This is a genomic window from Pseudomonas sp. A-R-19 (assembly GCF_019956575.1).
Classification (GTDB): domain Bacteria; phylum Pseudomonadota; class Gammaproteobacteria; order Pseudomonadales; family Pseudomonadaceae; genus Aquipseudomonas.
The window spans coordinates 192489-214803 of record NZ_JAHBDR010000082.1 but is presented as its reverse complement, the minus strand read 5'-3'; the positions used below and the strand labels follow the sequence as shown (position 1 = coordinate 214803).

At 60.2% G+C, this 22315-nt stretch carries 23 protein-coding genes and 1 pseudogene; 18 read left to right on the top strand and 6 right to left on the bottom strand.

Translation table 11 applies throughout. From position 1 onward, the window contains the following. Positions 1–640, bottom strand: a 640-nt coding sequence (locus KGA88_RS24190; protein ID WP_223594703.1) for an aldehyde dehydrogenase family protein, incomplete at its 3' end; no start/stop codon positions are given. A gap of 436 nt (positions 641–1076) precedes the next feature. On the opposite strand from KGA88_RS24190, the gene KGA88_RS24185 reads away from it, so the two are divergent. From KGA88_RS24185 to KGA88_RS24170, 4 genes are all read left to right on the top strand, one after another. Beyond that, on the top strand, positions 1077–2993 hold the full coding sequence (locus KGA88_RS24185; RefSeq protein WP_110662388.1) for a sigma-54-dependent Fis family transcriptional regulator: 1917 nt from the start codon (positions 1077–1079) through the stop codon (positions 2991–2993). 222 nt (positions 2994–3215) lie between these two features. Beyond that, the gene (gene mpl, locus KGA88_RS24180; protein ID WP_110662692.1) at positions 3216–4565 is read left to right on the top strand and encodes a UDP-N-acetylmuramate:L-alanyl-gamma-D-glutamyl-meso-diaminopimelate ligase; all 1350 of its coding nucleotides are present in this window, start codon (positions 3216–3218) and stop codon (positions 4563–4565) included. Beyond that, positions 4562–5194, top strand: a complete 633-nt coding sequence (gene ubiX, locus KGA88_RS24175) for a flavin prenyltransferase UbiX (protein WP_110662694.1) — start codon at positions 4562–4564, stop codon at positions 5192–5194. Before mpl ends, ubiX begins: the two co-directional genes overlap by 4 nt. Beyond that, a complete protein-coding gene (locus KGA88_RS24170) occupies positions 5187–5471 on the top strand; it encodes a YceK/YidQ family lipoprotein (RefSeq protein WP_223594701.1) in 285 nt (94 codons plus the stop codon). The genes ubiX and KGA88_RS24170 overlap by 8 nt, the downstream gene beginning before the upstream one ends. A 151-nt stretch (positions 5472–5622) precedes the next feature. Here KGA88_RS24170 and KGA88_RS24165 read toward each other — a convergent pair whose 3' ends face one another. The 3 genes from KGA88_RS24165 to KGA88_RS24155 all read right to left on the bottom strand — a co-directional run bounded on the left by KGA88_RS24165 (position 5623) and on the right by KGA88_RS24155 (position 8580). Continuing rightward, positions 5623–6264, bottom strand: coding sequence for an oxidoreductase (locus KGA88_RS24165; protein WP_110658318.1), 642 nt, complete (start codon positions 6262–6264; stop codon positions 5623–5625). Positions 6265–6291: 27 nt separating this feature from the next. Then, a complete protein-coding gene (locus KGA88_RS24160) occupies positions 6292–8010 on the bottom strand; it encodes a C13 family peptidase (protein WP_223594699.1) in 1719 nt (572 codons plus the stop codon). Positions 8011–8124: 114 nt separating this feature from the next. Then, positions 8125–8580: a MaoC family dehydratase gene (locus KGA88_RS24155; RefSeq protein WP_008001099.1), complete on the bottom strand. Its 456-nt coding sequence runs from the start codon at positions 8578–8580 to the stop codon at positions 8125–8127. A 193-nt stretch (positions 8581–8773) separates the two neighbouring features. On the opposite strand from KGA88_RS24155, the gene KGA88_RS24150 reads away from it, so the two are divergent. The 6 genes and pseudogenes from KGA88_RS24150 (at position 8774) to KGA88_RS24125 (ending at position 11642) form a co-directional block, all read left to right on the top strand. Further along, a complete protein-coding gene (locus tag KGA88_RS24150) occupies positions 8774–9136 on the top strand; it encodes a CidA/LrgA family protein (protein ID WP_056728878.1) in 363 nt (120 codons plus the stop codon). Continuing rightward, the gene (locus KGA88_RS24145) at positions 9133–9849 is read left to right on the top strand and encodes an LrgB family protein (RefSeq protein ID WP_110658316.1); all 717 of its coding nucleotides are present in this window, start codon (positions 9133–9135) and stop codon (positions 9847–9849) included. The genes KGA88_RS24150 and KGA88_RS24145 overlap by 4 nt, the downstream gene beginning before the upstream one ends. A gap of 10 nt (positions 9850–9859) precedes the next feature. Then, the gene (locus tag KGA88_RS24140; protein ID WP_223594697.1) at positions 9860–10450 is read left to right on the top strand and encodes an LON peptidase substrate-binding domain-containing protein; all 591 of its coding nucleotides are present in this window, start codon (positions 9860–9862) and stop codon (positions 10448–10450) included. A 221-nt stretch (positions 10451–10671) separates the two neighbouring features. Further along, complete coding sequence (locus tag KGA88_RS24135) at positions 10672–11040, top strand: hypothetical protein (protein WP_110658315.1); 369 nt, start codon at positions 10672–10674, stop codon at positions 11038–11040. A gap of 122 nt (positions 11041–11162) precedes the next feature. Then, positions 11163–11282: pseudogene (locus KGA88_RS24130) on the top strand (ATP-dependent protease); the annotation flags it as partial. Positions 11283–11390: 108 nt separating this feature from the next. Continuing rightward, a complete protein-coding gene (locus KGA88_RS24125; RefSeq protein WP_110658314.1) occupies positions 11391–11642 on the top strand; it encodes a hypothetical protein in 252 nt (83 codons plus the stop codon). Between the two features lie 127 nt (positions 11643–11769). Here KGA88_RS24125 and KGA88_RS24120 read toward each other — a convergent pair whose 3' ends face one another. Continuing rightward, on the bottom strand, positions 11770–13086 hold the full coding sequence (locus KGA88_RS24120) for a bifunctional DedA family/phosphatase PAP2 family protein (RefSeq protein ID WP_223594695.1): 1317 nt from the start codon (positions 13084–13086) through the stop codon (positions 11770–11772). Positions 13087–13279: 193 nt separating this feature from the next. Beyond that, entirely contained in the window at positions 13280–13978 is a 699-nt protein-coding gene (locus KGA88_RS24115; protein WP_110658312.1) for a DNA-3-methyladenine glycosylase, read from the bottom strand. 189 nt (positions 13979–14167) lie between these two features. On the opposite strand from KGA88_RS24115, the gene KGA88_RS24110 reads away from it, so the two are divergent. The 8 genes from KGA88_RS24110 to KGA88_RS24075 all read left to right on the top strand — a co-directional run bounded on the left by KGA88_RS24110 (position 14168) and on the right by KGA88_RS24075 (position 22250). Then, positions 14168–15439, top strand: a complete 1272-nt coding sequence (locus tag KGA88_RS24110; protein ID WP_110658311.1) for a glutamate-5-semialdehyde dehydrogenase — start codon at positions 14168–14170, stop codon at positions 15437–15439. 1 nt (position 15440) lies between these two features. Then, positions 15441–16130, top strand: coding sequence for a nicotinate-nucleotide adenylyltransferase (gene nadD / locus KGA88_RS24105; protein WP_223594693.1), 690 nt, complete (start codon positions 15441–15443; stop codon positions 16128–16130). Positions 16131–16202: 72 nt separating this feature from the next. Continuing rightward, the gene (rsfS, locus tag KGA88_RS24100; protein ID WP_110658309.1) at positions 16203–16697 is read left to right on the top strand and encodes a ribosome silencing factor; all 495 of its coding nucleotides are present in this window, start codon (positions 16203–16205) and stop codon (positions 16695–16697) included. A 9-nt stretch (positions 16698–16706) separates the two neighbouring features. After that, the gene (gene rlmH, locus KGA88_RS24095; protein WP_003185785.1) at positions 16707–17174 is read left to right on the top strand and encodes a 23S rRNA (pseudouridine(1915)-N(3))-methyltransferase RlmH; all 468 of its coding nucleotides are present in this window, start codon (positions 16707–16709) and stop codon (positions 17172–17174) included. A gap of 10 nt (positions 17175–17184) precedes the next feature. Beyond that, complete coding sequence (mrdA, locus tag KGA88_RS24090) at positions 17185–19080, top strand: penicillin-binding protein 2 (RefSeq protein ID WP_103396548.1); 1896 nt, start codon at positions 17185–17187, stop codon at positions 19078–19080. A 31-nt stretch (positions 19081–19111) separates the two neighbouring features. Further along, positions 19112–20215: a rod shape-determining protein RodA gene (rodA, locus tag KGA88_RS24085; protein WP_046041681.1), complete on the top strand. Its 1104-nt coding sequence runs from the start codon at positions 19112–19114 to the stop codon at positions 20213–20215. Between the two features lie 17 nt (positions 20216–20232). Beyond that, on the top strand, positions 20233–21243 hold the full coding sequence (mltB, locus tag KGA88_RS24080) for a lytic murein transglycosylase B (protein ID WP_110658307.1): 1011 nt from the start codon (positions 20233–20235) through the stop codon (positions 21241–21243). Then, positions 21243–22250 carry a septal ring lytic transglycosylase RlpA family protein gene (locus tag KGA88_RS24075; RefSeq protein WP_110658306.1) on the top strand — a complete coding sequence of 336 codons (1008 nt, stop codon included), beginning with the start codon at positions 21243–21245 and terminating at the stop codon, positions 22248–22250. The genes mltB and KGA88_RS24075 overlap by 1 nt, the downstream gene beginning before the upstream one ends. Positions 22251–22315 lie beyond the last annotated feature (65 nt).

Below are 22315 nucleotides of genomic sequence, written 5' to 3'. Positions count from 1 at the left end.
TCAGCACGCCGGGTGGCAGCAGGTCGCCGATCAGTTCGACCAGCACGGTGATGCCCAGCGGGGTTTGCTCGGCAGGCTTGAGCACCACGCAGTTACCGGCGGCCAGGGCCGGGGCGAGTTTCCAGGCAGCCATCAGGATCGGGAAGTTCCACGGGATGATCTGCCCGACTACGCCCAGTGGTTCATGGATGTGATAGGCCACGGTATTGCCGTCGATCTCGGCAGCGCTGCCTTCTTGCGCGCGGATGCAGCCGGCGAAGTAGCGGAAGTGGTCGGCGGCCAGCGGGATGTCGGCGTTGAGGGTTTCACGCACGGCTTTGCCGTTGTCCCAGGATTCGGTAATTGCCAGCAGTTCGAGGTTCTGCTCGATGCGGTCGGCGATTTTCAACAGCACCAGCGAACGGGCTTGCGCAGAGGTGGCGCCCCACGCGTCGGCGGCGGCGTGGGCAGCATCCAGGGCCTTGTCGATGTCTTCGGCCGTGGAGCGGGGGAATTCGGCAATCGGTTGGCCATTTACTGGCGAGGTATTGGTGAAGTACTGACCTTTGACAGGCGCGACGAACTCGCCGCCGATGTAGTTACCGTATTTGGCTTTGAACGAAACGATAGCGCCTTCAGTACCGGGGTGAGCGTAACGCATGGTGGTCTCTCCTTGCTTTTGTGCTTATAGGGAGTCGCGCATGTGCGCTTGCTTTAAGCGTAGAGCAAGGGCCGGGCCAGTGCGTTGCAGCTCAGGCAAATCAAGGCCTTGCGCATTTTTTGTCGGACGGATGGGGTGCGCCTGTGACGTTTTCGGTACAACTGGCATGACACTTTGTACCGCTACTGGCACAGCCTGTGACTGAGTAGTCTTGCAGGCATTGCAATGCAGGCCAGGCTGGAGGATGCTCGGCGACGGGACGCTGCTTTGTGGCGAGGGAGCTTGCTCCCACTGGGCTGCGCAGCGGCCCCAAAAAGTCTGCCGGCCAAGATTCTGGCGAGCGCTTCGCACTCGAGCGGTAGCAAGCTCCCTCGCCACAAGGTGTGTGCCATTCCTTAAAAGGGGGAGGCATTGCTCTCGGGGAGAATAATAAGAAATGCACGACAACCATTTGAGTCGCCATGCCCAGCAGGTCCTGACCGTTACTCAGGGCAAGGCCCACCTGCACGGCCCTGGCAGCGATCCGTCCATCGCGCGCTCCTGGCTGCGCTGCCTTGAGGACTATCACCTCGACCCGGCCCTGAGCATCGCGCCGACGGTGCTGGAACATGGCCGTGTCCTCGAAAGCCGCGAACGCTTGCAGCAAGTGCTGCACATCGCCGGCAATGAAATGACCAGCCTGCACCAGCAACTCTCCGGCGCCGGCCATGCGGTATTGCTGACCGACGCTCGCGGCGTGATCCTCAACTGCGTCACCGCGCCCGCCGAGCGGCAGATCTTCGAACGCGCCGGGCTCTGGCTCGGTGCCGACTGGAGCGAGGCCTGCGAAGGCACCAACGGCATCGGCACCTGCCTGGTCGAGCGTCAGTCGCTGACCATCCATCAGGACGAACACTTCCGTGGCCGTCATACCGGCCTGACGTGCTCGGCGAGCCCGGTCTTCGACCCCCATGGCGAATTGCTGGCGGTGCTCGACGTGTCGTCGGCGCGGCGCGATGTGTCACGGCAAAGTCAGTTCCACACCATGGCGCTGGTCAATCTGTCGGCGAAGATGATCGAGAGTTGCTACTTCCTGCGCTGCTTCGACAACCAATGGCTGCTGCGTTTTCACTTGCAGGCCGAGTCCGTTGGATTGTTCAGCGAAGGGTTGCTGGCGTTCGACGGAGAAGGGCGCATTTGTGCGGTCAATCAGAGTGCGCTGAACCTGCTGGGCCATATTCGCGGCGGCTTGCTGGGTAAGCCGGTGGAAGCGTTTTTCGATTGCTCGCTCGATGAGTTGCTGGGGCGGGCGAGCATCAATGCCGCGGCCAGTTGGCCGTTGCGCACCCGTGATGGCCGCAAGCTGTTCGCGGTGTTGCGCGGTGAGGCGCGGCGACCACTATCGATTCCGATGGTGCCTGCTCCCAAGGTTGCTCCAGCACCGCGCCTGTCGGGCATTTGCCTGGATGATGTGACGTTGCAGGCGGACTTTCGCAAGGCCTTGCGTGTCTACGAGCGCGATGTGCCGTTGCTGATCAACGGCGAAACCGGGTCCGGCAAGGAGGCCTTTGCCAAAGCGGTGCACCACGCCAGCCAGCGGGCGGAAAAAGCCTTCGTCGCCCTCAATTGCGCGGCCATTCCCGAAAGCCTGATCGAAAGCGAGTTGTTCGGTTATCGCGGTGGCAGCTTCACCGGCGCACGCAAGGAAGGCATGCGTGGCAAGTTGCAACAGGCCGACGGCGGGACGTTGTTCCTCGATGAAATCGGTGACATGCCACTGGCCTTGCAGACGCGCTTGCTGAGGGTGCTGGAAGACCGGCAAGTGGTGCCGATTGGTGGCGAGCCGGAATCGGTGAATGTGCGGATCATCAGCGCCACTCACCGTAATTTGCTGGATCGCGTGCAGGACGGCAGCTTCCGTGAAGATTTGTATTACCGCCTCAACGGGCTGGAAGTCGCGCTGCCGGCTTTGCGCGATCGCAGTGATAAATCGCAGTTGCTCGATTTTCTATTGGCCGAAGAGGCGGGCGCAGAAACCGTGCTGATCGACGGACCGGCGCGGGAGGCCTTATTGGGGTTCGCCTGGCCGGGCAACGTGCGCCAACTGCGAAATGTGCTGCGTACGCTGGCAGCACTGTGTGAGGACGGGCGGATTGGCCTGGAGGATTTGCCGGCGCTGATTCGTTCGGTCAGGCCGGCAGTGGTGCCGCCTATCGAAGAGCCATCGGAGCATCCGCTGGAGGATGCCGAGCGGCTGGCGTTGCTCAATGCGCTGGAGCAGACGCGGTGGCATATGACGCATACGGCGGAGCAGTTGGGGGTCAGTCGAAATACCCTCTATCGGAAGCTGCGTAAACACGGTATCGCCCGATAAAAGCCTTTGTGGCGAGGGAGCTTGCTCCCGCTCGACTGCGCAGCAGTCGCCTGTCAGTTGCCCCGACTCAGTTCAGAACGACTGCGGCTCAAGGGTTTGGGGCTGCTGGGCAGCCCAGCGGGAGCAAGCTCCCTCGCCACAATGACCACGGCGAATCTCAGCTAAAGAGTGCGATTTTCCCCTCCCTAAGCTAACCTGCGACCAAGTTTTACGAGGTCGACTATGCACATTCATATTCTTGGTATCTGCGGCACTTTCATGGGGTCAATGGCGGTTCTGGCCAAAGAACTGGGCCATCACGTGACGGGCTCCGATGCCAACGTCTATCCGCCGATGAGCACTCAACTGCAAGCCCAGGGCATCGAGCTGACACAAGGCTATGACCCGGCGCAACTCGATCCGGCCCCTGATCTGGTGGTGATCGGCAACGCCATGTCCCGGGGCAACCCGGCGGTGGAATACGTGCTGAACAAAGGCTTGCCGTACGTCTCCGGCCCGCAATGGCTGGCGGATCACGTGCTGCAAGGTCGCTGGGTACTGGCGGTTGCAGGTACGCACGGCAAGACCACCACCAGCAGCATGCTGGCTTGGGTCCTGGAACACGCGGGCATGGCCCCGGGCTTCCTGATCGGCGGCGTGCCGCAAAATTTTTCGGTGTCGGCGCGCCTGGGCGATACGCCGTTCTTCGTCATCGAAGCCGACGAGTACGACAGTGCGTTCTTCGACAAGCGCTCCAAGTTCGTACATTACCGCCCGCGCACGGCAATTCTGAACAATCTCGAATTCGATCACGCGGACATCTTCCCGGACCTGCCGGCCATCGAGCGGCAGTTCCACCATCTGGTGCGGACTATCCCGAGCGAAGGCCTGGTGATTCATCCAACCACTGAGCCGGCCTTGCAGCGCGTCATCGAAATGGGTTGCTGGACTCCGGTGCAAACCACCGGTGCCGGCGGTCAGTGGCAGGTCAAGCTGCTCAGCGAAGATGGCTCCAAGTTCGAAGTGATGTTCGAGGGCATCGCCCAGGGCGTGGTCGAGTGGGACATGACTGGCCAGCACAACGTCGCCAACGCCCTGGCTACCCTGGCAGCCGCACGCCATGTCGGTGTGGTGCCATCCATGGGCATCGCCGCGTTGAGTGCTTTCAAAAGCGTGAAGCGCCGGATGGAAAAAGTCGCGGAAGTCCGTGGCATCACCATTTATGACGACTTCGCTCACCACCCGACCGCCATTGCCACCACGCTGGATGGCCTGCGCAAACGCATTGGCGATGCACCGTTGATCGCAATCATCGAGCCGCGCTCCAACTCCATGAAGCTCGGCGCGCACCGCGATGGATTGCCGGAAAGCGTGGTCGATGCCGATCAGGTGATCTGGTACGCACCCGCCAACCTCGGCTGGGACCTGGCGGGTACTGCGGCGCTGTGCACTGTGCCGTCGATTGTCAGCGATTCCCTTGAGGGCATCATCGAGCGCGTGAAGAGCCAGGCCCAGCCCGGTACTCACGTGGTGATCATGAGCAATGGCGGCTTCGGCGGCCTGCACGGCAAACTGGCCGAGGCGCTCAAATGAACAACGGCCCGGAGCGCATTACCCTGGCGATGACCGGCGCTTCAGGCGCCCAGTACGGTTTGCGCCTGCTCGACTGCCTGGTGCGGGAAGATCGTGAAGTGCACTTCCTGATCTCCAGGGCCGCGCAGTTGGTAATGGCGACCGAAACGGACGTTACGCTGCCGTCCAAACCGCAGATGATGCAGGCCTTTCTCACCGAATACACGGGCGCTGCCGCCGGGCAGATTCGGGTGTACGGCAGGGAAGACTGGATGTCGCCGGTGGCCTCTGGCTCCGGCGCGCCAGCGGCGATGGTGGTGGTGCCGTGCTCCACTGGCACCTTGTCGGCCATCGCTACCGGTGCCTGCAACAACCTGATCGAGCGTGCCGCCGACGTGACGCTCAAAGAGCGTCGCCAGCTGATTCTGGTGCCCCGCGAGGCGCCGTATTCGAGCATTCACCTGGAACACATGCTCAAGTTGTCGAACATGGGCGTGACCATCCTGCCGGCATCACCGGGCTTTTATCATCAGCCGCAAACCATCGACGACCTGATCGACTTTGTCGTCGCGCGGATTCTCAACCTGCTGAATATTCCTCAGGACATGCTGCCGCGTTGGGGCGAGCATCATCTGACCAGCGATGAATAAGCTGCTGGTGGTGGTGCTGGCGCTGCAATTGGGCGGATGCGCCACGGCGCGCACCCTCGATGCGGCCAAGCCGGGCGCTCCGGTGGTGTACTCGGGGACTCGCCTGGATTTGTACGCGATGAACGGTGGGTGCTGTGCGATGGACCGATTCGGCGCCGAAGCGCCGGGCTATCCGGGCATCGATCTGCCGGCGAGTGCGTTGCTCGACACGCTGTTGTTACCGTTGTCGTTGTTGACGGTGATAGGGGTGAGTTTTCAGGCTACGGGTGGGTTGTAAGAGAGCGTTGTGGCGAGGGGGCTTGCCCCCGTTCGGCTGCGAAGCAGTCGTAAATTCTGTGCACGCGGAGCAACAGATAAATCGAGTTGACTGGTTTTGGGGCCGCTTCGCAGCCCAACGGGGGCAAGCCCCCTCGCCACAGGTCCGCGGATTACTTGCCGAGTTTGCGCAACTCATCCGACTCGACAATCCTGACCCCGTCCTGCTCTTCCAGCGCCAGGCGCCACATCGCGCGAGCCAGTTGGCAGGCCTCGATACCATGGTATTTGCCAGGGATCAGCCGAGACAACGGCCCGGCGACTTTCTCGCCCAGTCGCGGTTCGGTGCGTTCGCCCAGCAACAGCGAAGGCCGGCAGATGGTCAGCTGCGGCCAGTCCTGCGCGCGCAAGGCGTGCTCCATCTCGCCTTTGACCCGGTTGTAGAAAATCGACGATCTACGATCGGCTCCCAAGGCACTGATCACGATCAAATGCCGTGCGCCCATTTCCCGGGCACGTTTGGCGAATGCCACCACCATGTCCAGGTCCACCGCGCGAAACGCCTGTTCGGAGCCTGCCTGCTTGATCGTGGTGCCAAGGCAGCAATAGGCGATATCGACCCGCCCGTTCAGTTGTGGCAGGAACGCCTTCGGGTCACCGACCGGGTTTTCCAAGTGCGGATGCTCGGCCAGTGGACGGCGTGAAGGGGCCAATACCCGGGTAATCGTTGGCTCGTTAAGTAGGCGATCAAGCAGATGTTCACCCGTCAAACCGGTGGCTCCGGCGAGCAGCACATGCTGAGGCGTCAAGTACATAGTGTTTCTCCCTTGATACTGTTCAGCTTAGTTGCTGTTTGCATCCTTGCTTTGCATAGATGCACTTTGCAGTGCTTTTCGTGCCTGTTGTTTACGCAGTAGTTGCCAATGCGAGAGGACGGTTTTCGGTGCCCAGATCTGAGGCTCGGACGCTTCGAAACCATCCGCCAGCTCACGCTCGGCGACAGTGGCCTTGGCCAGTTTGAAGGCCTGCTCCAGATCATCGGTCTGGTTCAGGGCCTGGACGAACAGGGCGTCGCCGAAGTAGGTGAAGTTGGCTTCCTCCGAGCAGCCGAAGGACACCCGGTCGGCCCGCGAGGCCGTCATGATCAGGGTTCGCTCGTCCTTGAGGGCGGGGATGAAGCCGCCGGAGTAGCAAGACGAAATCACGATGACCTTGTCGCGGTTTTTCAGCGGGGCAAGGACAGCGGCCAACTCGTCGGCTGGCAGATCAGCCAGTTCCATGCGCGGCTGGTCCAGCACCAGCTCATGTTCACTGGTGCCATGACTGGTCAGGTAGATGAAGATCAGGTCTTCCGGACCGCTGCGTTCGGCCAGCGTCAGGGCGGCACGTCGCAGGTTTTCCCGGGTAGCCATTGGGCGGTCGGCGAGGTGGTCACGATGGTTCACCAGGCGGATTTGGCCAAAGGCGCCGAAACGGGTGGAGAGCATATTGGCGACGTAGTCCGACTCGCGCAGAAAAACGCTTTGCTTGCCATCACCGCCCAGGGTCAACGAATACAGCTCCACCGCCGGGGTCGAGGGCGGAATGTTGCTCAGTGCTGCATCGAGCAGGCGCCCCTGTGCCAACAGGCCGAGCTCCAATGTGTCTGGCAACAATTTGCCCTCGGCGTCGCGCACGCGCTGGCCGTTGATCCAGGTGCCGCTGAGCACGGTGCCGTCGGTCAACACCAACGTGCCGCGCCCCTGGTAACTGTCGTTGTCGAACTGGCCGGTGTAGAAGCTGCCGTCGGCGAGGTTCAGTCGGCCCTGGCCGGAAAAGCGCCAGTCGTTGAACTGGCCGATGTAGTGGCTGCCGTCGGTGCCGATCAGCTCGCCCTTGCCGTTCAGCGAACCTTCCTTGAACTGGCCCAGCCAGACATCGCCGTCCGCGTTTTCGTAGCGGCCTTTGCCGTGCAGTTGGTTGTTCTTGAAGCTGCCGACATAGATGTCGCCTTCGGCGCTGTTGAACGTGCCGTTGCCCTCCAGCTGGCCGTCGACGAAGTGCCCGGTGAACTGATTGCCGTTGCCGTCGCCGCGCTGGCCTTCGCCATTGGGTTTGCCGTGAGCGAACTGGCCCTGATAGGAGCTGCCGTCTTCGAGTTCGAGGCGGCCCAGGCCGGCGTATTGATCAGCCTTGAACTCGCCGCGATAGCTCATGCCGCTTTCTTTGAGTGTTCCTTCGCCGTTGCGCCGGCCAGCCTTGAAGCCACCGCTGTAGCTGCTGGCGTTGGTGGTCAGCGCCCCCTGGCCTTCGAACAGTCCCTGATTGAACTGCCCGCGATAGACTTCGCCATTGCTGCCATGCCACTCGCCCTGGCCCTGCCACTGGCCTTTGTCGAACTCGCCGGCGTACCAGCTGCCGTTCGGGTAGTCGATGCGCCCCTTGCCTTGCAGCAAGCCATTGACCAGATCACCGCGATAGCGTCCGCCGTCCGGCAAGCGGGCGTCGGGGGGCAAAGGCGATTCGCCGTCGCCGCAAGCGGTGAGCATCAGGGTCAAGGCAAGGAGTGCAAGTGGGCGCATAGCGGATTCCGGGCAATTAGGCGAGGGAGTATGCCGCAGCTATGTGTCCTTATATAGGGCGAGGTACCGCGAGAGGTCGCGAAACAGCAGGAGCTGCTTCGCATCCGGGACGGTTTACACGAAGCACAGGGACAGGGGTTCGGCGATGTACGCCGGTTTGTCCGAACCTTCGATTTCCAGGGTGGTGGTGGCCTTGAGCAGCCATTGGCCGGGTTTCTTCTCGATGACTTCGGTCAGGTCGACCTTCAGTCGCACCCGCGAATTGACCTTGACCGGCTGGATGAAGCGCACGCTGTCGAGGCCGTAGTTGACCACCATCTTCAAGCCTTCAGGCATGACGAGGATGTCTTCCATCAGTTTCGGAATCAGCGATAACGAAAGAAAACCGTGAGCGATGGTACTGCCAAATGGCGTTTGCGCGGCCTTGACCGGATCGACGTGGATGAACTGAAAATCCCCTGTGGCTTCGGCGAACAGGTTGATGCGGTCCTGATCGATGGTGAGCCATTCGGAACGTCCAAGTTCCTTGCCGACATAATCTTTGAGCTCTGCAACTGGAACATAGGGCATTGAGACTCTCCTTGGGTTCATCGGTTTTATAGTTTTGGCTTGCGGGGATTCAACCTCCCGGCTTACCACTTTAGATCAACATGGCCAAACGCCCAGGTCAACTGACCATGCTTTTGGCGAATGCCGGTCTATAGCGTGAGCATGCTTATAATGCCCCGCCAATGCGGGTGACGGATTTTGCAGGAGATCTTTTATGTTGTTACGGGGCCTGACTTGGCTGGTGCTGTTCCAATTGCTCGGCACTGCAATCAATCATTTGTTCTTGCCGGTGCTGCCGGGGCCGATTGTGGGGTTGCTACTGCTGCTGGTGTACCTCATCTGCCGCGGGCAGGTTGGCGAGCCGCTGAACCTGGCGGCCAGCAGCCTATTGCGCTACCTGCCACTGTTGCTGGTGCCGCCAGCCGTGGGCGTGATGGTCTATGCCGCTGACATCGCGGCGGATTTCTGGGCGATTGTCGGTGCGCTGGTATTGTCGCTGTTGCTTTCGATGGCCTTCGCCGGGGTGCTGATGCAGCGCATGGTCAAGCGTCACGCTCACTCCGAGGATAACCAATGATCTTCGACTGGCACGGCGCCTGGGCGTCGGTGATTCATCATCCGTTGTTCGGCATAGGCATTACCCTCGGCGCCTATCAACTCGTCCTTGCGGCGTTCGAGAAAACCCGCTGGATCTTTTTGCAGCCGGTGCTGGTCTCCATGATGCTGGTGATCGGCGTGCTGGTGGGCTGCGGCCTGACCTACGCCGAGTACCGCAAGAGCACCGAGATCCTGAGTATCCTGCTCGGTCCGGCCACGGTCGCCCTGGCGGTGCCGCTCTATCTCAACCTGCGACGGATTCGGCAGTTGTTCTGGCCGATATTTACTACGCTGGTGATAGGTGGGGTCGTGGCCACGGGGATGGGCGTGTTGCTGGGCTGGTCATTCGGTGCCGAGCACATGATTCTGATGACCATGGCACCGAAGTCGGTAACTTCGCCGATCGCCATGCTGGTGGCCGAGCAGATCGGCGGGGTCGCGGCACTGGCGGCGGTGTTCGTTCTGATTACTGGCGTGATCGGGGCGATTTTCGGTCCGGCCCTGTTGACCCGCCTCGGCGTGCATAGTCCGGAAGCCCGGGGCATGGCACTGGGCATGACGGCCCATGCGGTTGGCACGTCGGTGGCGTTGCAGGAAAGTGACGAGTGCGGCGCCTTCGCGGCGCTGGCGATGAGCCTGATGGGTGTGGCCACGGCGGTTTTCCTGCCGCTGGCGGTATCGATGGTGGTGTAAGGAAATGTCTATGAGTCTGCCGCTTTTTCCGTTGAACACAGTGCTGTTCCCAGGTTGCATCCTCGATTTGCAGATCTTCGAAGCGCGCTATCTGGACATGATCGGCCGCTGCATGAAACAGGGCGGCGGTTTCGGCGTGGTGTGCATCCTCGACGGCGAAGAAGTCGGGATCGCCCCGGCCGGCTACGCGCTGGTGGGCTGTGAAGCGCTGATTACCGATTTCAAACAGCAGGACAACGGCCTGCTGGGGATTCGGGTTCAGGGTGGGCGGCGTTTCCATGTATTACGAACGGAAGTTCAGCGCGATCAGTTGACCGTCGCCGAGGTCGAGTGGCTGGAAGACGAACCGGAACAGCCACTGCAGGATGAGGACGCCGACCTGGTCGCATTGCTCAAGGCCCTGGCGGAGCACCCGATGGTCGAAGCCTTGAACATGGGTACTGAAGCGACCGGTCAGCAGTCGCTGGCAAATCAGTTGGCGTACCTGCTGCCTTTTGCCGAACTGGACAAGGTCGATCTTTTGCAACTCGATGATCCGCAGCAACGACTGGATGCGATTCAGGCGTTGCTGGATGAGTTGCAGGGCGAGTTGTTTGCTTGATTAGTAATGGCCAGCCGCCGATTACTCGGTTGAGTGTTGTTGTTTAGTTGGTTTTCAGTTTTATGGAGTTGTTTGTTTTTGTAGTGTTCAGCTTGCTGGGTGGGGCTTTGCATTGATTTTTAATAAGTTAGGTGGGTTGTATGTGTTGATTGGTAGAGTTTAGGTGCTTATATTTGCTGCGCCTGCATGAGGCAGGTATTGCATATATAAGGGATTGAATTATGAGATATTTAAGCGGCAATGAACGTACGTTGTGGGACTTTTGCTTTTCCCGGATCATGGTTCGGTATGTTTTCGCAAACGCCCCGCAGGTCGAAGTAGAGTTCGCGGCGGACTCGGCGGTCAATGCGGCGAATGCATTGATCCTGGTGCGACGCTCGGGTTTGAATGGCGGTCGCGACAATTTTGAGCAACGGCTCTGGGATGATTATGCGGGAGAGGCGATGATCAAGTTTTCTGCGGAGGTTCGTTGGAAGTTTGAAGATTATGTCGTCGTCGCTGGCCAGGTTGCAAAACAAGCCGATACGGCCGTTGTGAAGTATCGTGGTGTTGAAGACTCGGATTTACCAAAATTCCCGTTCGGCAACTAAGGCTTGATATGAGTTGTCAAGGCGCGCCGAGGTACACCCGCGAAAAGGTTAGCGTCATAGCCGGCAAACAGCTTGCCAGCAGGTCAGGTGCATCCGTGGCGGTTATTCACGGTCGTCCATACGGCGAACAGTCACTACCCAATCAGGTGATGTACATGCTGTCTTTTGTCGACATGAACAAGAAGCGACTGGATGCGATTCAGGCGTTGCTGGATGAGTTGCAGGGTGAGTTGCTTGCTTGATTATTTTGTTCTAATTTCAAAAATTAGAACGCTTGTAATGGCGCGCTATTTTATTTAAGTTTTCCTTGCGGCCAAGATTTCTGGGTCGACATAACAAGGAGAGTTTTAATGATGAATGTTGATTTTATTGATGTGATTCACACCTCGCAAAGGGAAGAATATTTTTTTATTCAGACCGTAGTTTGGCGTCAAATCGCCGATGAGTTGCTTGTGCGCAATCCAGCTGTTAAGTATGTTGAAGTTCGGGATAAGGTGGACAGTGAGCTCGCTACCGTATTTCAGCAATATTACGGGCGTCTGGATAAATATCTTGAAGAGCGCAGTGCCGAAGCTCGTGACAATCTCCCGGATTTAAAATAATCACTGGTTGTCCTGTGTTCGTAGTATGTTTTCTATATTGAAGATAAAGTGCTGCTAGTAAAAATAATCCCGGTCGGTTCGATCGGGATTGTTCTTTTTGGCGATTTGAGTTTGGCGCAAAACTCTTTTAATAGGCATACCGCAACATCGTATGCGGTAAATGCCGCAGTACGAAGAAACCGAACAATGCCAGCAACGCCGGCAACACCAGCCACCAGACCTTGGGTGGCAAGGCGTTGAGCGGTTCCTTGTGCTGGATCAGCCACAGGCTGGCTGCACAGACGCATGCCGCCAGCATCGCGCCGGCCATGACATCGGTCGGCCAATGCGCGCCGAGGTATACCCGCGACAGCGCAATAGCCATCGCTGGCAGGCAGCCCACCAATAGCCAGGTCAGGCGCATCCGCGGCGGCTGTCCGCGGCCCGCCAGTACGGCGAGAGTCAGGAACAGCGCAAAAGAGCCCGACGCATGGCCGCTGGGCATGCTGTAGCTGGTCAGCGGATCGCTCAGCACTTCGGGGCGCACGCGGGCAAAGAACTGTTTGGTCGCGGTGTTCGCCAATGCGGTGAAGAGCAGGGTGCTCCCGGCGAAAATCGCCGGGCGCCATTGACGCATCAGCAACAGCAAGCCGGTCAGTAGCGTGCTGAACAACAGCATGTTGTGGAATTCGCCGATCAGCGTGAAGACTACCGCCACCTCATCGAGCATCGGGCTGCGATGTTCCTGCACCAGAGTCATCAAGCCTTGATCAAGGGCACTCAGGTACGGATAGCCGATGAACAGCCCAGCCAGAAGGAGAAAGCTCATGCCGGCGATTATCGAGGTAGCCCGGCGATGCTGGCGCAGGCTACTGGTTGCACTCAGCCCGACCATCACGGCAATGCCGCCAGCAACGATTCCTGCCTGAGGCCAGAAACCTTCGGGTAGCGGCAGGCGAATCGCTGCGCCGGTAGCCCAGCCGGGCAACAGGTAGGCCACCGACCATCCTGCACCGGCCAGCAGGCTGACGGCGATGAAGCGTGGGAAGGGCATGTCGCACATGCCCGCGACCATCGGTAGCATCGGTCGCAATGGCCCGATAAAACGCCCGACCAGCAGGCTGGCGATGCCATAGCGCTGGAAGTAGGCCTCGGCCCCGGCAATCCATTCCGGGTGATGACGCAAACCGGGCAAGCGCCGGATATTCTGATGAAAGTGCCGTCCAAGGAAATACGAAACCACGTCGCCCAACACGCCAGCGAGGAAACCCAGCAGCAAGGTTTCACTAAGCGGCAACGCACCGCTGCCGGCCAATACCGCAACTGTAAACAGCAAAACCGTGCCGGGGACGATCAGCCCGGCAATCGCGAGGCATTCCACAAAGGCCACCAGAAATATTGCCGCCGCGAGCCATTGCGGGTTGACCGTCAACCAGCCGGTCACGCTATCGAGCCATTGGCCCATATAAACCACTCCATCAAATGTTCAATTGCTTCCAGGGGATTAGTGCAACTTCGAATGCGCCACTGCCCCCTGTGGGAGCGGGCTTGCCCGCGAACAGGCTCTTTCAGTCGATATCGACGTCGACTGATACTCCGCCTTCGCGGGCAAGCCCGCTCCCACAGGGAAATGCTGTTTGCTCAAGTCTGAGTCAATTTCAGGACAGCACAAAATAATCGCGACCTTCGACTTGCCCGCGACGCAGCGGATTGCGCGTGCAGTAAGCAGCGTAGGCGCCGTCGACGAAGCGGTACATCAGGTGTTCATCGCGCCCGTGGGGGATGCCCAGGCGGGTAGTCTGGATGATGTGCGCGGGTGTCTGGCCGACGTGCTCCACCAACAGAGCTTCATGATCGAAGCGTTTGGCGTCCCACACCGGCACTTTCAGGCCCAGCGCCTTGCACAGCAGGGTTTGCCCGGCGCAGAGTTTTTGTGACGGGCGAGGGTGGCCCTGGGCATCGGGATTGTTCAAAAGCATCTGTGCCAGGCTGGCCGGCCCGCTCAATTCATCGATCCACGGGTACGCAGACTTGATCAGTACGGCGTTGCCGGGCCCTTGGGCGCTGAAATTAAGGGAGTCGCCACCGCGGGCGTAATACATATAGATGTGGCCGCCATCCAGAAACAAAGCCTTACGTTTTTCTGTGTAGCCGAGGGACGCGTGGCTGCCTTTTTCCGCGCAGTAATAGGCTTCGGTCTCGATGATCCGCGCACTCAGCCACAGGTCGCCAACTCGATGGCGGATGACTTTGCCGAGTAAATCCCGGGCCAGAATTTGCGCGTCACGGTCGAAAAAACCGTCCGGGAGGCCCGTGGGCAGGCTCGTAGCGGACGCTCGAACAGTCAGATTGGACATGATGATCGGCGTTTATCAGGGCTGAATAAGCCGTGATGATAACAATTTGCAGCTTAATCCCGGCTGAACATCAGCAAATACCCCTCCATTTCGACCATCCGCCCGTCACCGCTGTTAGTCCCGGGACGCGACAGCTATAATCTGCCGCTTTACTCTTTACCAAGACCTTAGCAAAGATCACTCCAGACCATGACTGAGTCCGTTCTTGACTACATGACCCGCTTGGGTCGCGCTGCCCGCGAAGCTTCCCGCGTCATCGGCCGTGCCAGCACCGCGCAGAAAAACCGCGCCCTGCACGCCGCCGCCAATGCGCTTGACGCTGCCCGCGCCGAGCTGACGGCGGCCAATGAACTGGACTTGGCCGCAGGTCGCGCCAATGGTCTTGAGCCTGCCCTGCTTGAGCGCCTGGCACTGACTCCGGCGCGTATCGACGGCATGATCGTCGGTCTGCGTCAGGTGGCGGCCTTGCCGGACCCGGTCGGCGCGATCCGTGACATGAGTTTCCGTCCGTCGGGTATTCAGGTCGGCAAGATGCGCGTGCCGCTGGGCGTGATCGGAATCATCTACGAGTCGCGGCCGAACGTGACCATTGATGCCGCGAGCCTGTGCCTGAAGTCCGGTAACGCGACCATCCTGCGTGGCGGTTCCGAGGCTATTCACTCCAATCGTGCCATCGCCGCCTGCATCCAGCGCGGCCTGGCCGAGGCCGATCTGCCGGCCGCCGTGGTGCAAGTGGTTGAAACCACCGATCGCGCGGCCGTCGGCGCGCTGATCACCATGCCTGAATATGTCGATGTCATCGTGCCGCGCGGCGGCCGTGGCCTGATCGAACGCGTCAGTCGTGATGCCCGGGTACCGGTGATCAAGCACCTGGACGGCATTTGCCACGTTTACGTGAGTGAACACGCCGAGCTGGCCAAGGCCCAGCGCATTGCCTTCAACGCCAAGACTTACCGTTATGGCATCTGCGGTGCCATGGAAACGCTGCTGGTGGATCACACCGTTGCCAAAGATTTCCTGCCAGCGATGGCGGCACAGTTCCGCGAAAAAGGCGTCGAACTGCGCGGTTGCGAGCGTACCCGGGCAATCATCGATGCCGTGGTCGCCACTGAAGAAGACTGGAGCACCGAATACCTGGCGCCAATCCTGTCGATCCGCGTGGTCGACGGGCTGGAGCAGGCCATCGAGCACATCAATCACTACGGTTCCCATCACACCGATTCGATTGTCAGCGAACACCAGGGCGACACCCGGCGTTTCGTGGCTGAAGTCGACTCCTCGTCGGTGATGATCAATACCCCGACATGCTTCGCCGATGGCTTCGAATACGGATTGGGTGCCGAGATCGGCATTTCTACTGATAAGCTGCACGCCCGCGGCCCGGTGGGCCTCGAAGGACTGACCTGCGAGAAGTACATCGTGGTCGGTGACGGGCAGTTGCGCGGACAGGAGCCGGCCTGACTTGGGCGACTTCAACCCGTCAGCCCCGGTCACCGTCAGCGAGCCAGCCCCTCGCCGGATTGGCGTGCTGGGCGGAACGTTCGACCCGGTGCACATCGGCCATTTGCGCGGTGCGCTGGAGGTCGCTGAAACATTGGCGCTCGATGAGCTGCGACTGACACCCAGTGCCAGGCCGCCTCATCGGGACAAGCCGCAGGTGTCGGCAAAAGACCGTCTGGCGATGGTCGAGTGCGCGGTGGCCGGTGTGGCGCCGTTGGTGGTGGACGCCCGCGAATTGCAGCGGGACAAGCCGTCCTACACCATTGATACCCTGGAACTGATGCGCGCCGAACTGGCCGTATCCGACCAGGTTTTTCTGCTTTTGGGCTGGGACGCTTTTTGCGGCCTGCCCACTTGGCACCGCTGGGAAGAGTTGCTCCAGCATTGCCATATCCTGGTGTTGCAACGCCCGGATGCCGACAGCGAACCGCCGGATGCCTTGCGCAACCTGCTGGCAGCGCGCTCGGTGAGCGACCCGCTGGCCCTCAAAGGGCCGAGCGGACAGATTGCATTCGTCTGGCAGACACCGCTCGCGGTATCCGCCACCCAGATCCGTCAACTGCTGGCCAGCGGTAAGTCGGTACGTTTCCTGGTGCCCGACGCGGTCCTGGCCTACATCGATGCGCACGGTCTCTACCGTGCGTCGAACTGAATAGGAGTGCTTCAAGGCACGTGGCAACAACGTGTATCGAAGCCCCGAACATACGAGCAAAACGAGTTTTATATGACGAGCAACAACGAAACCAAAGTAAAACGCAAAGGCACGTTCAAGAGCGCTCCGCTGCCTGAGAAAGTCCTCGCTGCCGAGCCGCCTAAAGGCGACGAGCTGGTCAAGATCGCCGTAGCCGCCCTGGAAGACGTCAAGGCCCAGGACGTGCTGGTGATCGATGTTCGCGACAAGCAGAGCATCACTGACTACATGATCATCGCCACCGGTACCTCCAACCGCCAGATCGGCGCGATGCTGGACAAGGTCCGCGAAGCGGTCAAAGCCCTGGGCATCAAGCCACTGGGTGAAGAAGGCAAGGGCGATAGCGACTGGGTGCTGCTGGACATGGACGACGTGATCGTCCACATGATGACCTCCAACGCCCGTCAGTTCTACGACCTGGAGCGCCTGTGGAAAGGTGCCGAGCAGAGCCGTGCGGCCGATGGCAAGCACCACAGCCCTGAAGTTGGTCACGAGCACTTCAACAAGCTCAACAAAGACCAGGAATAAGGGACCGCTGTGCGACTGCGACTGATCGCCGTCGGTTCACGCATGCCCAAATGGGTGGAAGAAGGCTGGCATGAATATGCCAAGCGTCTTCCGTCCGAGCTGGCGCTGGAACTGGTGGAAATACCGCTCAATACCCGTGGCAAGAACGCCGACGTGGCCCGCTTCATCCGTCAGGAAGGCGAAGCCATGCTGGCAAAGGTCGGGCCGAATGAGCGGATTGTCACTCTCGAAGTCCATGGCAAGCCCTGGAGCACCGAGCAACTGGCGGTCGAGCTCGATCGCTGGCGGCTGGACTCGCGTACGGTCAACTTCATGGTCGGCGGCCCCGAAGGGCTGGCGCCGGAAGTCTGTGCCCGGGCTGACCAGCGCTGGTCGTTGTCGCCGCTGACCTTGCCGCACCCGCTGGTGCGGATTCTGATCGGCGAACAGTTGTACCGTGCCTGGACCGTGTTGTCCGGTCACCCATACCACAAGTAGCTCTGCCCTCATGTCCCAACCGATCCGCATCAAGGACCACGAAAAAGACGCCCGTCTGGTGCGTGGCCGCGTCGTGTTCGGGGCTATTGCAGTGGTGGCGCTGATTGGCGTGCTGATCGCGCGCCTGTATTTCCTGCAGGTAATCCAGTACGAGTATCACTCGACCCTGTCGGAAAACAACCGTGTCCATGTGCAGCCGATTCCACCGACCCGTGGCCTGATTTTCGACCGCAACGGCGTGGTGATTGCCGATAACCGGCCCAGCTTCAGTCTGAGCATGACCCGCGAACGCTCTGGCGATTGGCAGCAAGTGCTCGATGTGATCGTCGAAGTCCTGGAGCTGACGCCCGAGGACCGGGTGATCTTCGAAAAACGCATGCGTCAGGGGCGTCGGCCGTTCGAGCCGGTGCCGATCCTGTTCGAGCTGACTGAAGAGCAGATCGCCCGCATCGCCGTGAACCAGTTCCGCCTGCCGGGCGTGGAAGTGGTCGCGCAACTGGTTCGTCACTATCCCCAGGGCGCGCATTTTGCGCACTCGGTGGGCTACATGGGGCGGATCAACGAGAAAGAGCTGAAGTCTCTGGACCCGGTCAGTTATAGCGGCACCCATCAGATCGGCAAAACCGGCATCGAGCGTTTCTATGAGCCGGAGCTGCATGGCCAGGTGGGTTACGAGGAGGTCGAGACCAACGCTCGGGGCCGTGTATTGCGGGTGCTCAAACGCACCGAACCGGTTTCCGGCAAAGACATTGTCCTGAGCCTCGACATCAAATTGCAGGAAGCCGCCGAAGCCGCGCTCGGCGGTCGTCGTGGCGCGGTGGTGGCCCTGAACCCGAAAACCGGCGAGGTGCTGGCGATGGTCAGTCAGCCGAGCTTCGATCCGAACCTGTTCGTCACCGGCATCAGCTCCAAGGCCTATTCCGAGCTGCGCGACTCCATCGACCGGCCGCTGTTCAACCGCGTGCTGCGCGGTCTGTACCCGCCGGGCTCGACCATCAAGCCTGCCGTGGCGATTGCCGGCCTCGATTCGGGCGTGGTGACGGCCTCGACCCGGGTGTTCGACCCGGGCTACTACATGTTGCCCAACTACGATCACAAGTACCGCAACTGGAACCGCACCGGCGATGGTTTTGTCGACCTCGACACGGCGATCATGCGTTCCAACGACACCTACTTCTATGACCTTGCCCACAAGCTGGGGATCGATCGGTTGTCGTCGTACCTGTCCAAGTTCGGTATCGGTCAGAAGGTTTCCCTGGACATGTTCGAGGAGTCCCCGGGTCTGATGCCGACCCGCGAATGGAAGCGAGCGACCCGCCGCCAGGCATGGTTCCCGGGCGAAACGCTGATTCTCGGGATCGGTCAGGGCTACATGCAGTCGACCCCCCTGCAGCTGGCCCAGGCCACGGCGCTGGTGGCCAACAAAGGCATCTGGAATCGTCCGCACCTGGCCAAGACCATCGAAGGCGAGAAGCCGGTGGATCAGAACCCGATGCCGGACATCATCCTGCGTGATCCATCTGACTGGACCAAGGTCAACCACGGCATGCAGCAGGTGATGCACGGCGCCCGCGGTACGGCACGCAAGGCTGCGATCGGTGCGCAGTACCGCATCGCCGGCAAGAGTGGTACGGCCCAGGTGGTCGCGATCAAGCAGGGCGAGAAGTACGACCGCTCCAAGGTTCAGGAGCGCCATCGCGACCATGCCTTGTTCGTGGGCTTCGCCCCGGCTGACGATCCGCAGATCGTGGTGTCGGTGATGGTCGAGAACGGTGAGTCCGGCTCCGGCGTCGCCGCGCCAGTGGTGCGTCAGATCATGGACGCCTGGTTGCTCGACCAGAACGGCCACCTGAAAGCCGAATACGCCAGCCCTACTAGCGCGGAGGCCACGGCCCGTGATGAATAATTTTGATCGCATGCTCTCCAGTGAGGATGTGATGCGTCGTCGCGCGACGCTGCTGCAACGCATGCACATCGATGGCGTGCTGCTGATTTTGCTGTTGACCCTGGCCGCCGGCAGCCTGTTCGTGCTGTATTCGGCCAGTGGCAAGAGCTGGGATCTGCTGGCCAAGCAGGCCACTTCGTTCGGCATCGGTCTGGTCTCGATGATCGTCATCGCTCAGTTCGAGCCACGCTTCATGGCGCGTTGGGTGCCGGTCGGGTATGTGATCGGTGTGCTGTTGCTGGTGGTGGTGGATGTCATGGGTCACAACGCCATGGGTGCCACGCGCTGGATCAATATCCCCGGTGTCGTGCGCTTCCAGCCCTCGGAGTTCATGAAAATCCTGATGCCGGCAACCATCGCCTGGTATCTGTCCAAGCGCACATTGCCGCCGCAACTCAAGCATGTGGGCATCAGCCTGATGCTGATCGGCGTGCCATTCATTCTGATTGTGCGGCAACCGGACCTCGGCACTTCGCTGCTGATCCTGGCCGGCGGCGCTTTCGTGCTGTTCATGGGGGGGCTGCGCTGGCGCTGGATCCTCAGCGTGCTGGCCGCCGCCGTGCCCGTGGCGATTGCCATGTGGTTCTTCATCATGCACGACTACCAGAAGCAGCGAATCCTGACGTTCCTTGACCCGGAAAGTGATCCGCTCGGTACAGGCTGGAACATCATCCAGTCCAAGGCTGCCATCGGCTCAGGTGGTGTGTTCGGCAAGGGTTGGTTGCTGGGCACCCAGTCGCACCTGGACTTCCTGCCGGAAAGTCATACCGACTTCATCATTGCCGTATTGGGTGAAGAGTTCGGCCTGGTGGGGATCTGCGCGCTGTTGCTGATCTACCTGCTGTTGATCGGCCGTGGCCTGGTGATTACCGCCCAGGCGCAGACATTGTTCGGCAAGTTGCTCGCGGGCAGCTTGACCATGACGTTTTTTGTTTATGTTTTCGTCAACATCGGTATGGTCAGTGGCCTGTTGCCGGTGGTGGGGGTGCCGTTGCCGTTCATTAGCTACGGAGGAACTTCGCTGGTGACGCTGCTGTCAGCGTTTGGGGTTTTGATGTCGATCCATACCCATCGCAAGTGGATCGCGCAGGTTTGAATAAGGTGAAATTTTCAATGCAAGTAATGCGTGGCTGGGCGACTCGATTTGCGCCATGGGTCGGCCTGGTAAGCATCCTTGGCACCGTGCAGGAAGCGTTGGCCGGCGACTACGAGGGCTCGCCCCAGGTGGCCGAATTCGTTGGTGAAATGACCCGCGACTACGGTTTCGCCGGTGAACAGTTGATGGGCGTGTTCCGCGAAGCCGAGCGCAAGCAGTCGATTCTGGACGCCATCTCGAAACCCGCCGAACGGGTCAAGCAGTGGAGCGAATATCGCCCGATGTTCATCACCGATGCGCGCATAGCCCGGGGTGTGGATTTCTGGCGTCAGCACGAAGCGGTGTTGGCCCGCGCCGAGCAGGAATACGGTGTGCCGGCCCAGGTGATTGTCTCGATCATTGGTGTTGAAACCTTTTTCGGCCGCAATACCGGAAATTTCCGGGTGATCGATGCCTTGTCGACCCTGGGTTTCGACTATCCTCCCCGAGCCGAGTTTTTCCGCAAGGAATTGCGTGAGTTCCTGCTGCTGGCCCGTGAAGAGCAGGTCGACCCGTTGACGCTCAAAGGCTCCTACGCCGGCGCAATGGGCTTGCCGCAATTCATGCCGAGCAGTTTCCGCGCCTATGCGGTGGATTTCGACGGTGATGGCCATATCAACATCTGGACCAACCCGGACGACGCCATTGGCAGTGTTGCCAGTTACTTCAAGCGTCATGGCTGGGTCGCCGGCGAACCGGTGGTCAGCCGCGCCGATGTCCGTGGCGATCAGGTCGACGAGGGTCTGACCACAGGAATCGAACCGACGAAAACCGTCGGGGAGTTGCGAGCCCTGGGGTGGTCAAGTCATGATGCGCTGCGCGATGATATGCCGGTTACTGCTTTCCGCCTGGAAGGCGACAATGGCCCCGAGTACTGGATGGGCCTGAAGAATTTTTACGCGATCACGCGTTATAACCGCAGCGTGATGTACGCAATGGCCGTACATCAACTGTCTGAACAGCTGGTCCAAGCACGGGGCGTCAAGTAATGCGGGCATTGCCTATCAATAAACCCCTGAAGCTGATGGCATTCGCCGCGCTGGCAATGCTGGTCGCCAGTTGTTCGACCAGCCGCGCGCCGGCCCAGAAGACCACTACCGCCGTACGCTCGACGCCGGGGCTGGACATCAACCGTGCCCACAAGGATGGCGCACCTTGGTGGGATGTCGATGTTTCGCGCATCCCGGACGCCACGCCGACCCTGCACACCGGCCCGTACAAGGCCAGTCCGTACTCGGTATTGGGCAAGACCTATTTCCCGCTGCAAGAATCCAAGACCTACGTGCAGTCGGGCACGGCGTCCTGGTACGGCACCAAGTTCCACGGCCAGAACACGGCCAACGGCGAGGTGTATGACCTGTACGGCATGAGTGCCGCACACAAGACATTACCGCTGCCGAGTTACGTCCGGGTGACCAACCTGGACAACAACAAGAGCGTGATCCTGCGAGTCAACGACCGCGGGCCGTTCTATTCGGACCGGATTATCGACTTGTCCTACGCCGCCGCCAAGAAACTCGGTTATGCCGAAATCGGCACCGCGCGGGTCAAGGTCGAAGGCATCGATCCCCAGGCATATTGGGCGGCTAAAGGCCGTCCGGCGCCTTTGATGCTCAACGAGCCGCAAGTCGCGCAGAATAGCGCCCCGGTGATCACGGCTTCGGCCGGCACCGTCGAGCAATGGACTCCGCCGCCGCAGCAACACGCTGCCGCGGTAGTGCCAGTGCAGCTCGATGCAAAAAAAAACGCTTCTGTACCAGCCTCTGGCCAGTATCTGCAGGTGGGCGCGTTCGCCAACCCGGACGCTGCAGAACTCCTGAGATCGAAGCTCAGCGGGATGGTGAGCGCTCCGGTGTTCATCAGCTCGATCGTGCGCAATCAGCAGACCCTGCATCGGGTTCGCCTGGGCCCGATCGGATCGCCGGGTGAGATCCAGCAGGTGCAGAACAGCGTGCGCCTGGCCAATCTCGGTTCGCCGAGTGTTGTGACCGAGTAAGCCACGAAGTAATACGTAGAGCTTGATTGACGGTTCGTCTGCGGTATTGGGGGGCGAACCAGGTT

What these genes read in the sequence shown, in the direction of transcription:
- KGA88_RS24185 (WP_110662388.1), top strand. Translation starts at nt 1,077, where the DNA reads ATGCACGACAACCATTTGAGTCGCCATGCCCAGCAGGTCCTGACCGTT.
- mpl (WP_110662692.1), top strand. Translation starts at nt 3,216, where the DNA reads ATGCACATTCATATTCTTGGTATCTGCGGCACTTTCATGGGGTCAATG.
- ubiX (WP_110662694.1), top strand. Translation starts at nt 4,562, where the DNA reads ATGAACAACGGCCCGGAGCGCATTACCCTGGCGATGACCGGCGCTTCA.
- KGA88_RS24170 (WP_223594701.1), top strand. Translation starts at nt 5,187, where the DNA reads ATGAATAAGCTGCTGGTGGTGGTGCTGGCGCTGCAATTGGGCGGATGC.
- KGA88_RS24165 (WP_110658318.1), bottom strand. Translation starts at nt 6,264, where the DNA reads ATGTACTTGACGCCTCAGCATGTGCTGCTCGCCGGAGCCACCGGTTTG.
- KGA88_RS24160 (WP_223594699.1), bottom strand. Translation starts at nt 8,010, where the DNA reads ATGCGCCCACTTGCACTCCTTGCCTTGACCCTGATGCTCACCGCTTGC.
- KGA88_RS24155 (WP_008001099.1), bottom strand. Translation starts at nt 8,580, where the DNA reads ATGCCCTATGTTCCAGTTGCAGAGCTCAAAGATTATGTCGGCAAGGAA.
- KGA88_RS24150 (WP_056728878.1), top strand. Translation starts at nt 8,774, where the DNA reads ATGTTGTTACGGGGCCTGACTTGGCTGGTGCTGTTCCAATTGCTCGGC.
- KGA88_RS24145 (WP_110658316.1), top strand. Translation starts at nt 9,133, where the DNA reads ATGATCTTCGACTGGCACGGCGCCTGGGCGTCGGTGATTCATCATCCG.
- KGA88_RS24140 (WP_223594697.1), top strand. Translation starts at nt 9,860, where the DNA reads ATGAGTCTGCCGCTTTTTCCGTTGAACACAGTGCTGTTCCCAGGTTGC.
- KGA88_RS24135 (WP_110658315.1), top strand. Translation starts at nt 10,672, where the DNA reads ATGAGATATTTAAGCGGCAATGAACGTACGTTGTGGGACTTTTGCTTT.
- KGA88_RS24125 (WP_110658314.1), top strand. Translation starts at nt 11,391, where the DNA reads ATGATGAATGTTGATTTTATTGATGTGATTCACACCTCGCAAAGGGAA.
- KGA88_RS24120 (WP_223594695.1), bottom strand. Translation starts at nt 13,086, where the DNA reads ATGGGCCAATGGCTCGATAGCGTGACCGGCTGGTTGACGGTCAACCCG.
- KGA88_RS24115 (WP_110658312.1), bottom strand. Translation starts at nt 13,978, where the DNA reads ATGTCCAATCTGACTGTTCGAGCGTCCGCTACGAGCCTGCCCACGGGC.
- KGA88_RS24110 (WP_110658311.1), top strand. Translation starts at nt 14,168, where the DNA reads ATGACTGAGTCCGTTCTTGACTACATGACCCGCTTGGGTCGCGCTGCC.
- rsfS (WP_110658309.1), top strand. Translation starts at nt 16,203, where the DNA reads ATGACGAGCAACAACGAAACCAAAGTAAAACGCAAAGGCACGTTCAAG.
- mrdA (WP_103396548.1), top strand. Translation starts at nt 17,185, where the DNA reads ATGTCCCAACCGATCCGCATCAAGGACCACGAAAAAGACGCCCGTCTG.
- rodA (WP_046041681.1), top strand. Translation starts at nt 19,112, where the DNA reads ATGCGTCGTCGCGCGACGCTGCTGCAACGCATGCACATCGATGGCGTG.
- mltB (WP_110658307.1), top strand. Translation starts at nt 20,233, where the DNA reads ATGCAAGTAATGCGTGGCTGGGCGACTCGATTTGCGCCATGGGTCGGC.
- KGA88_RS24075 (WP_110658306.1), top strand. Translation starts at nt 21,243, where the DNA reads ATGCGGGCATTGCCTATCAATAAACCCCTGAAGCTGATGGCATTCGCC.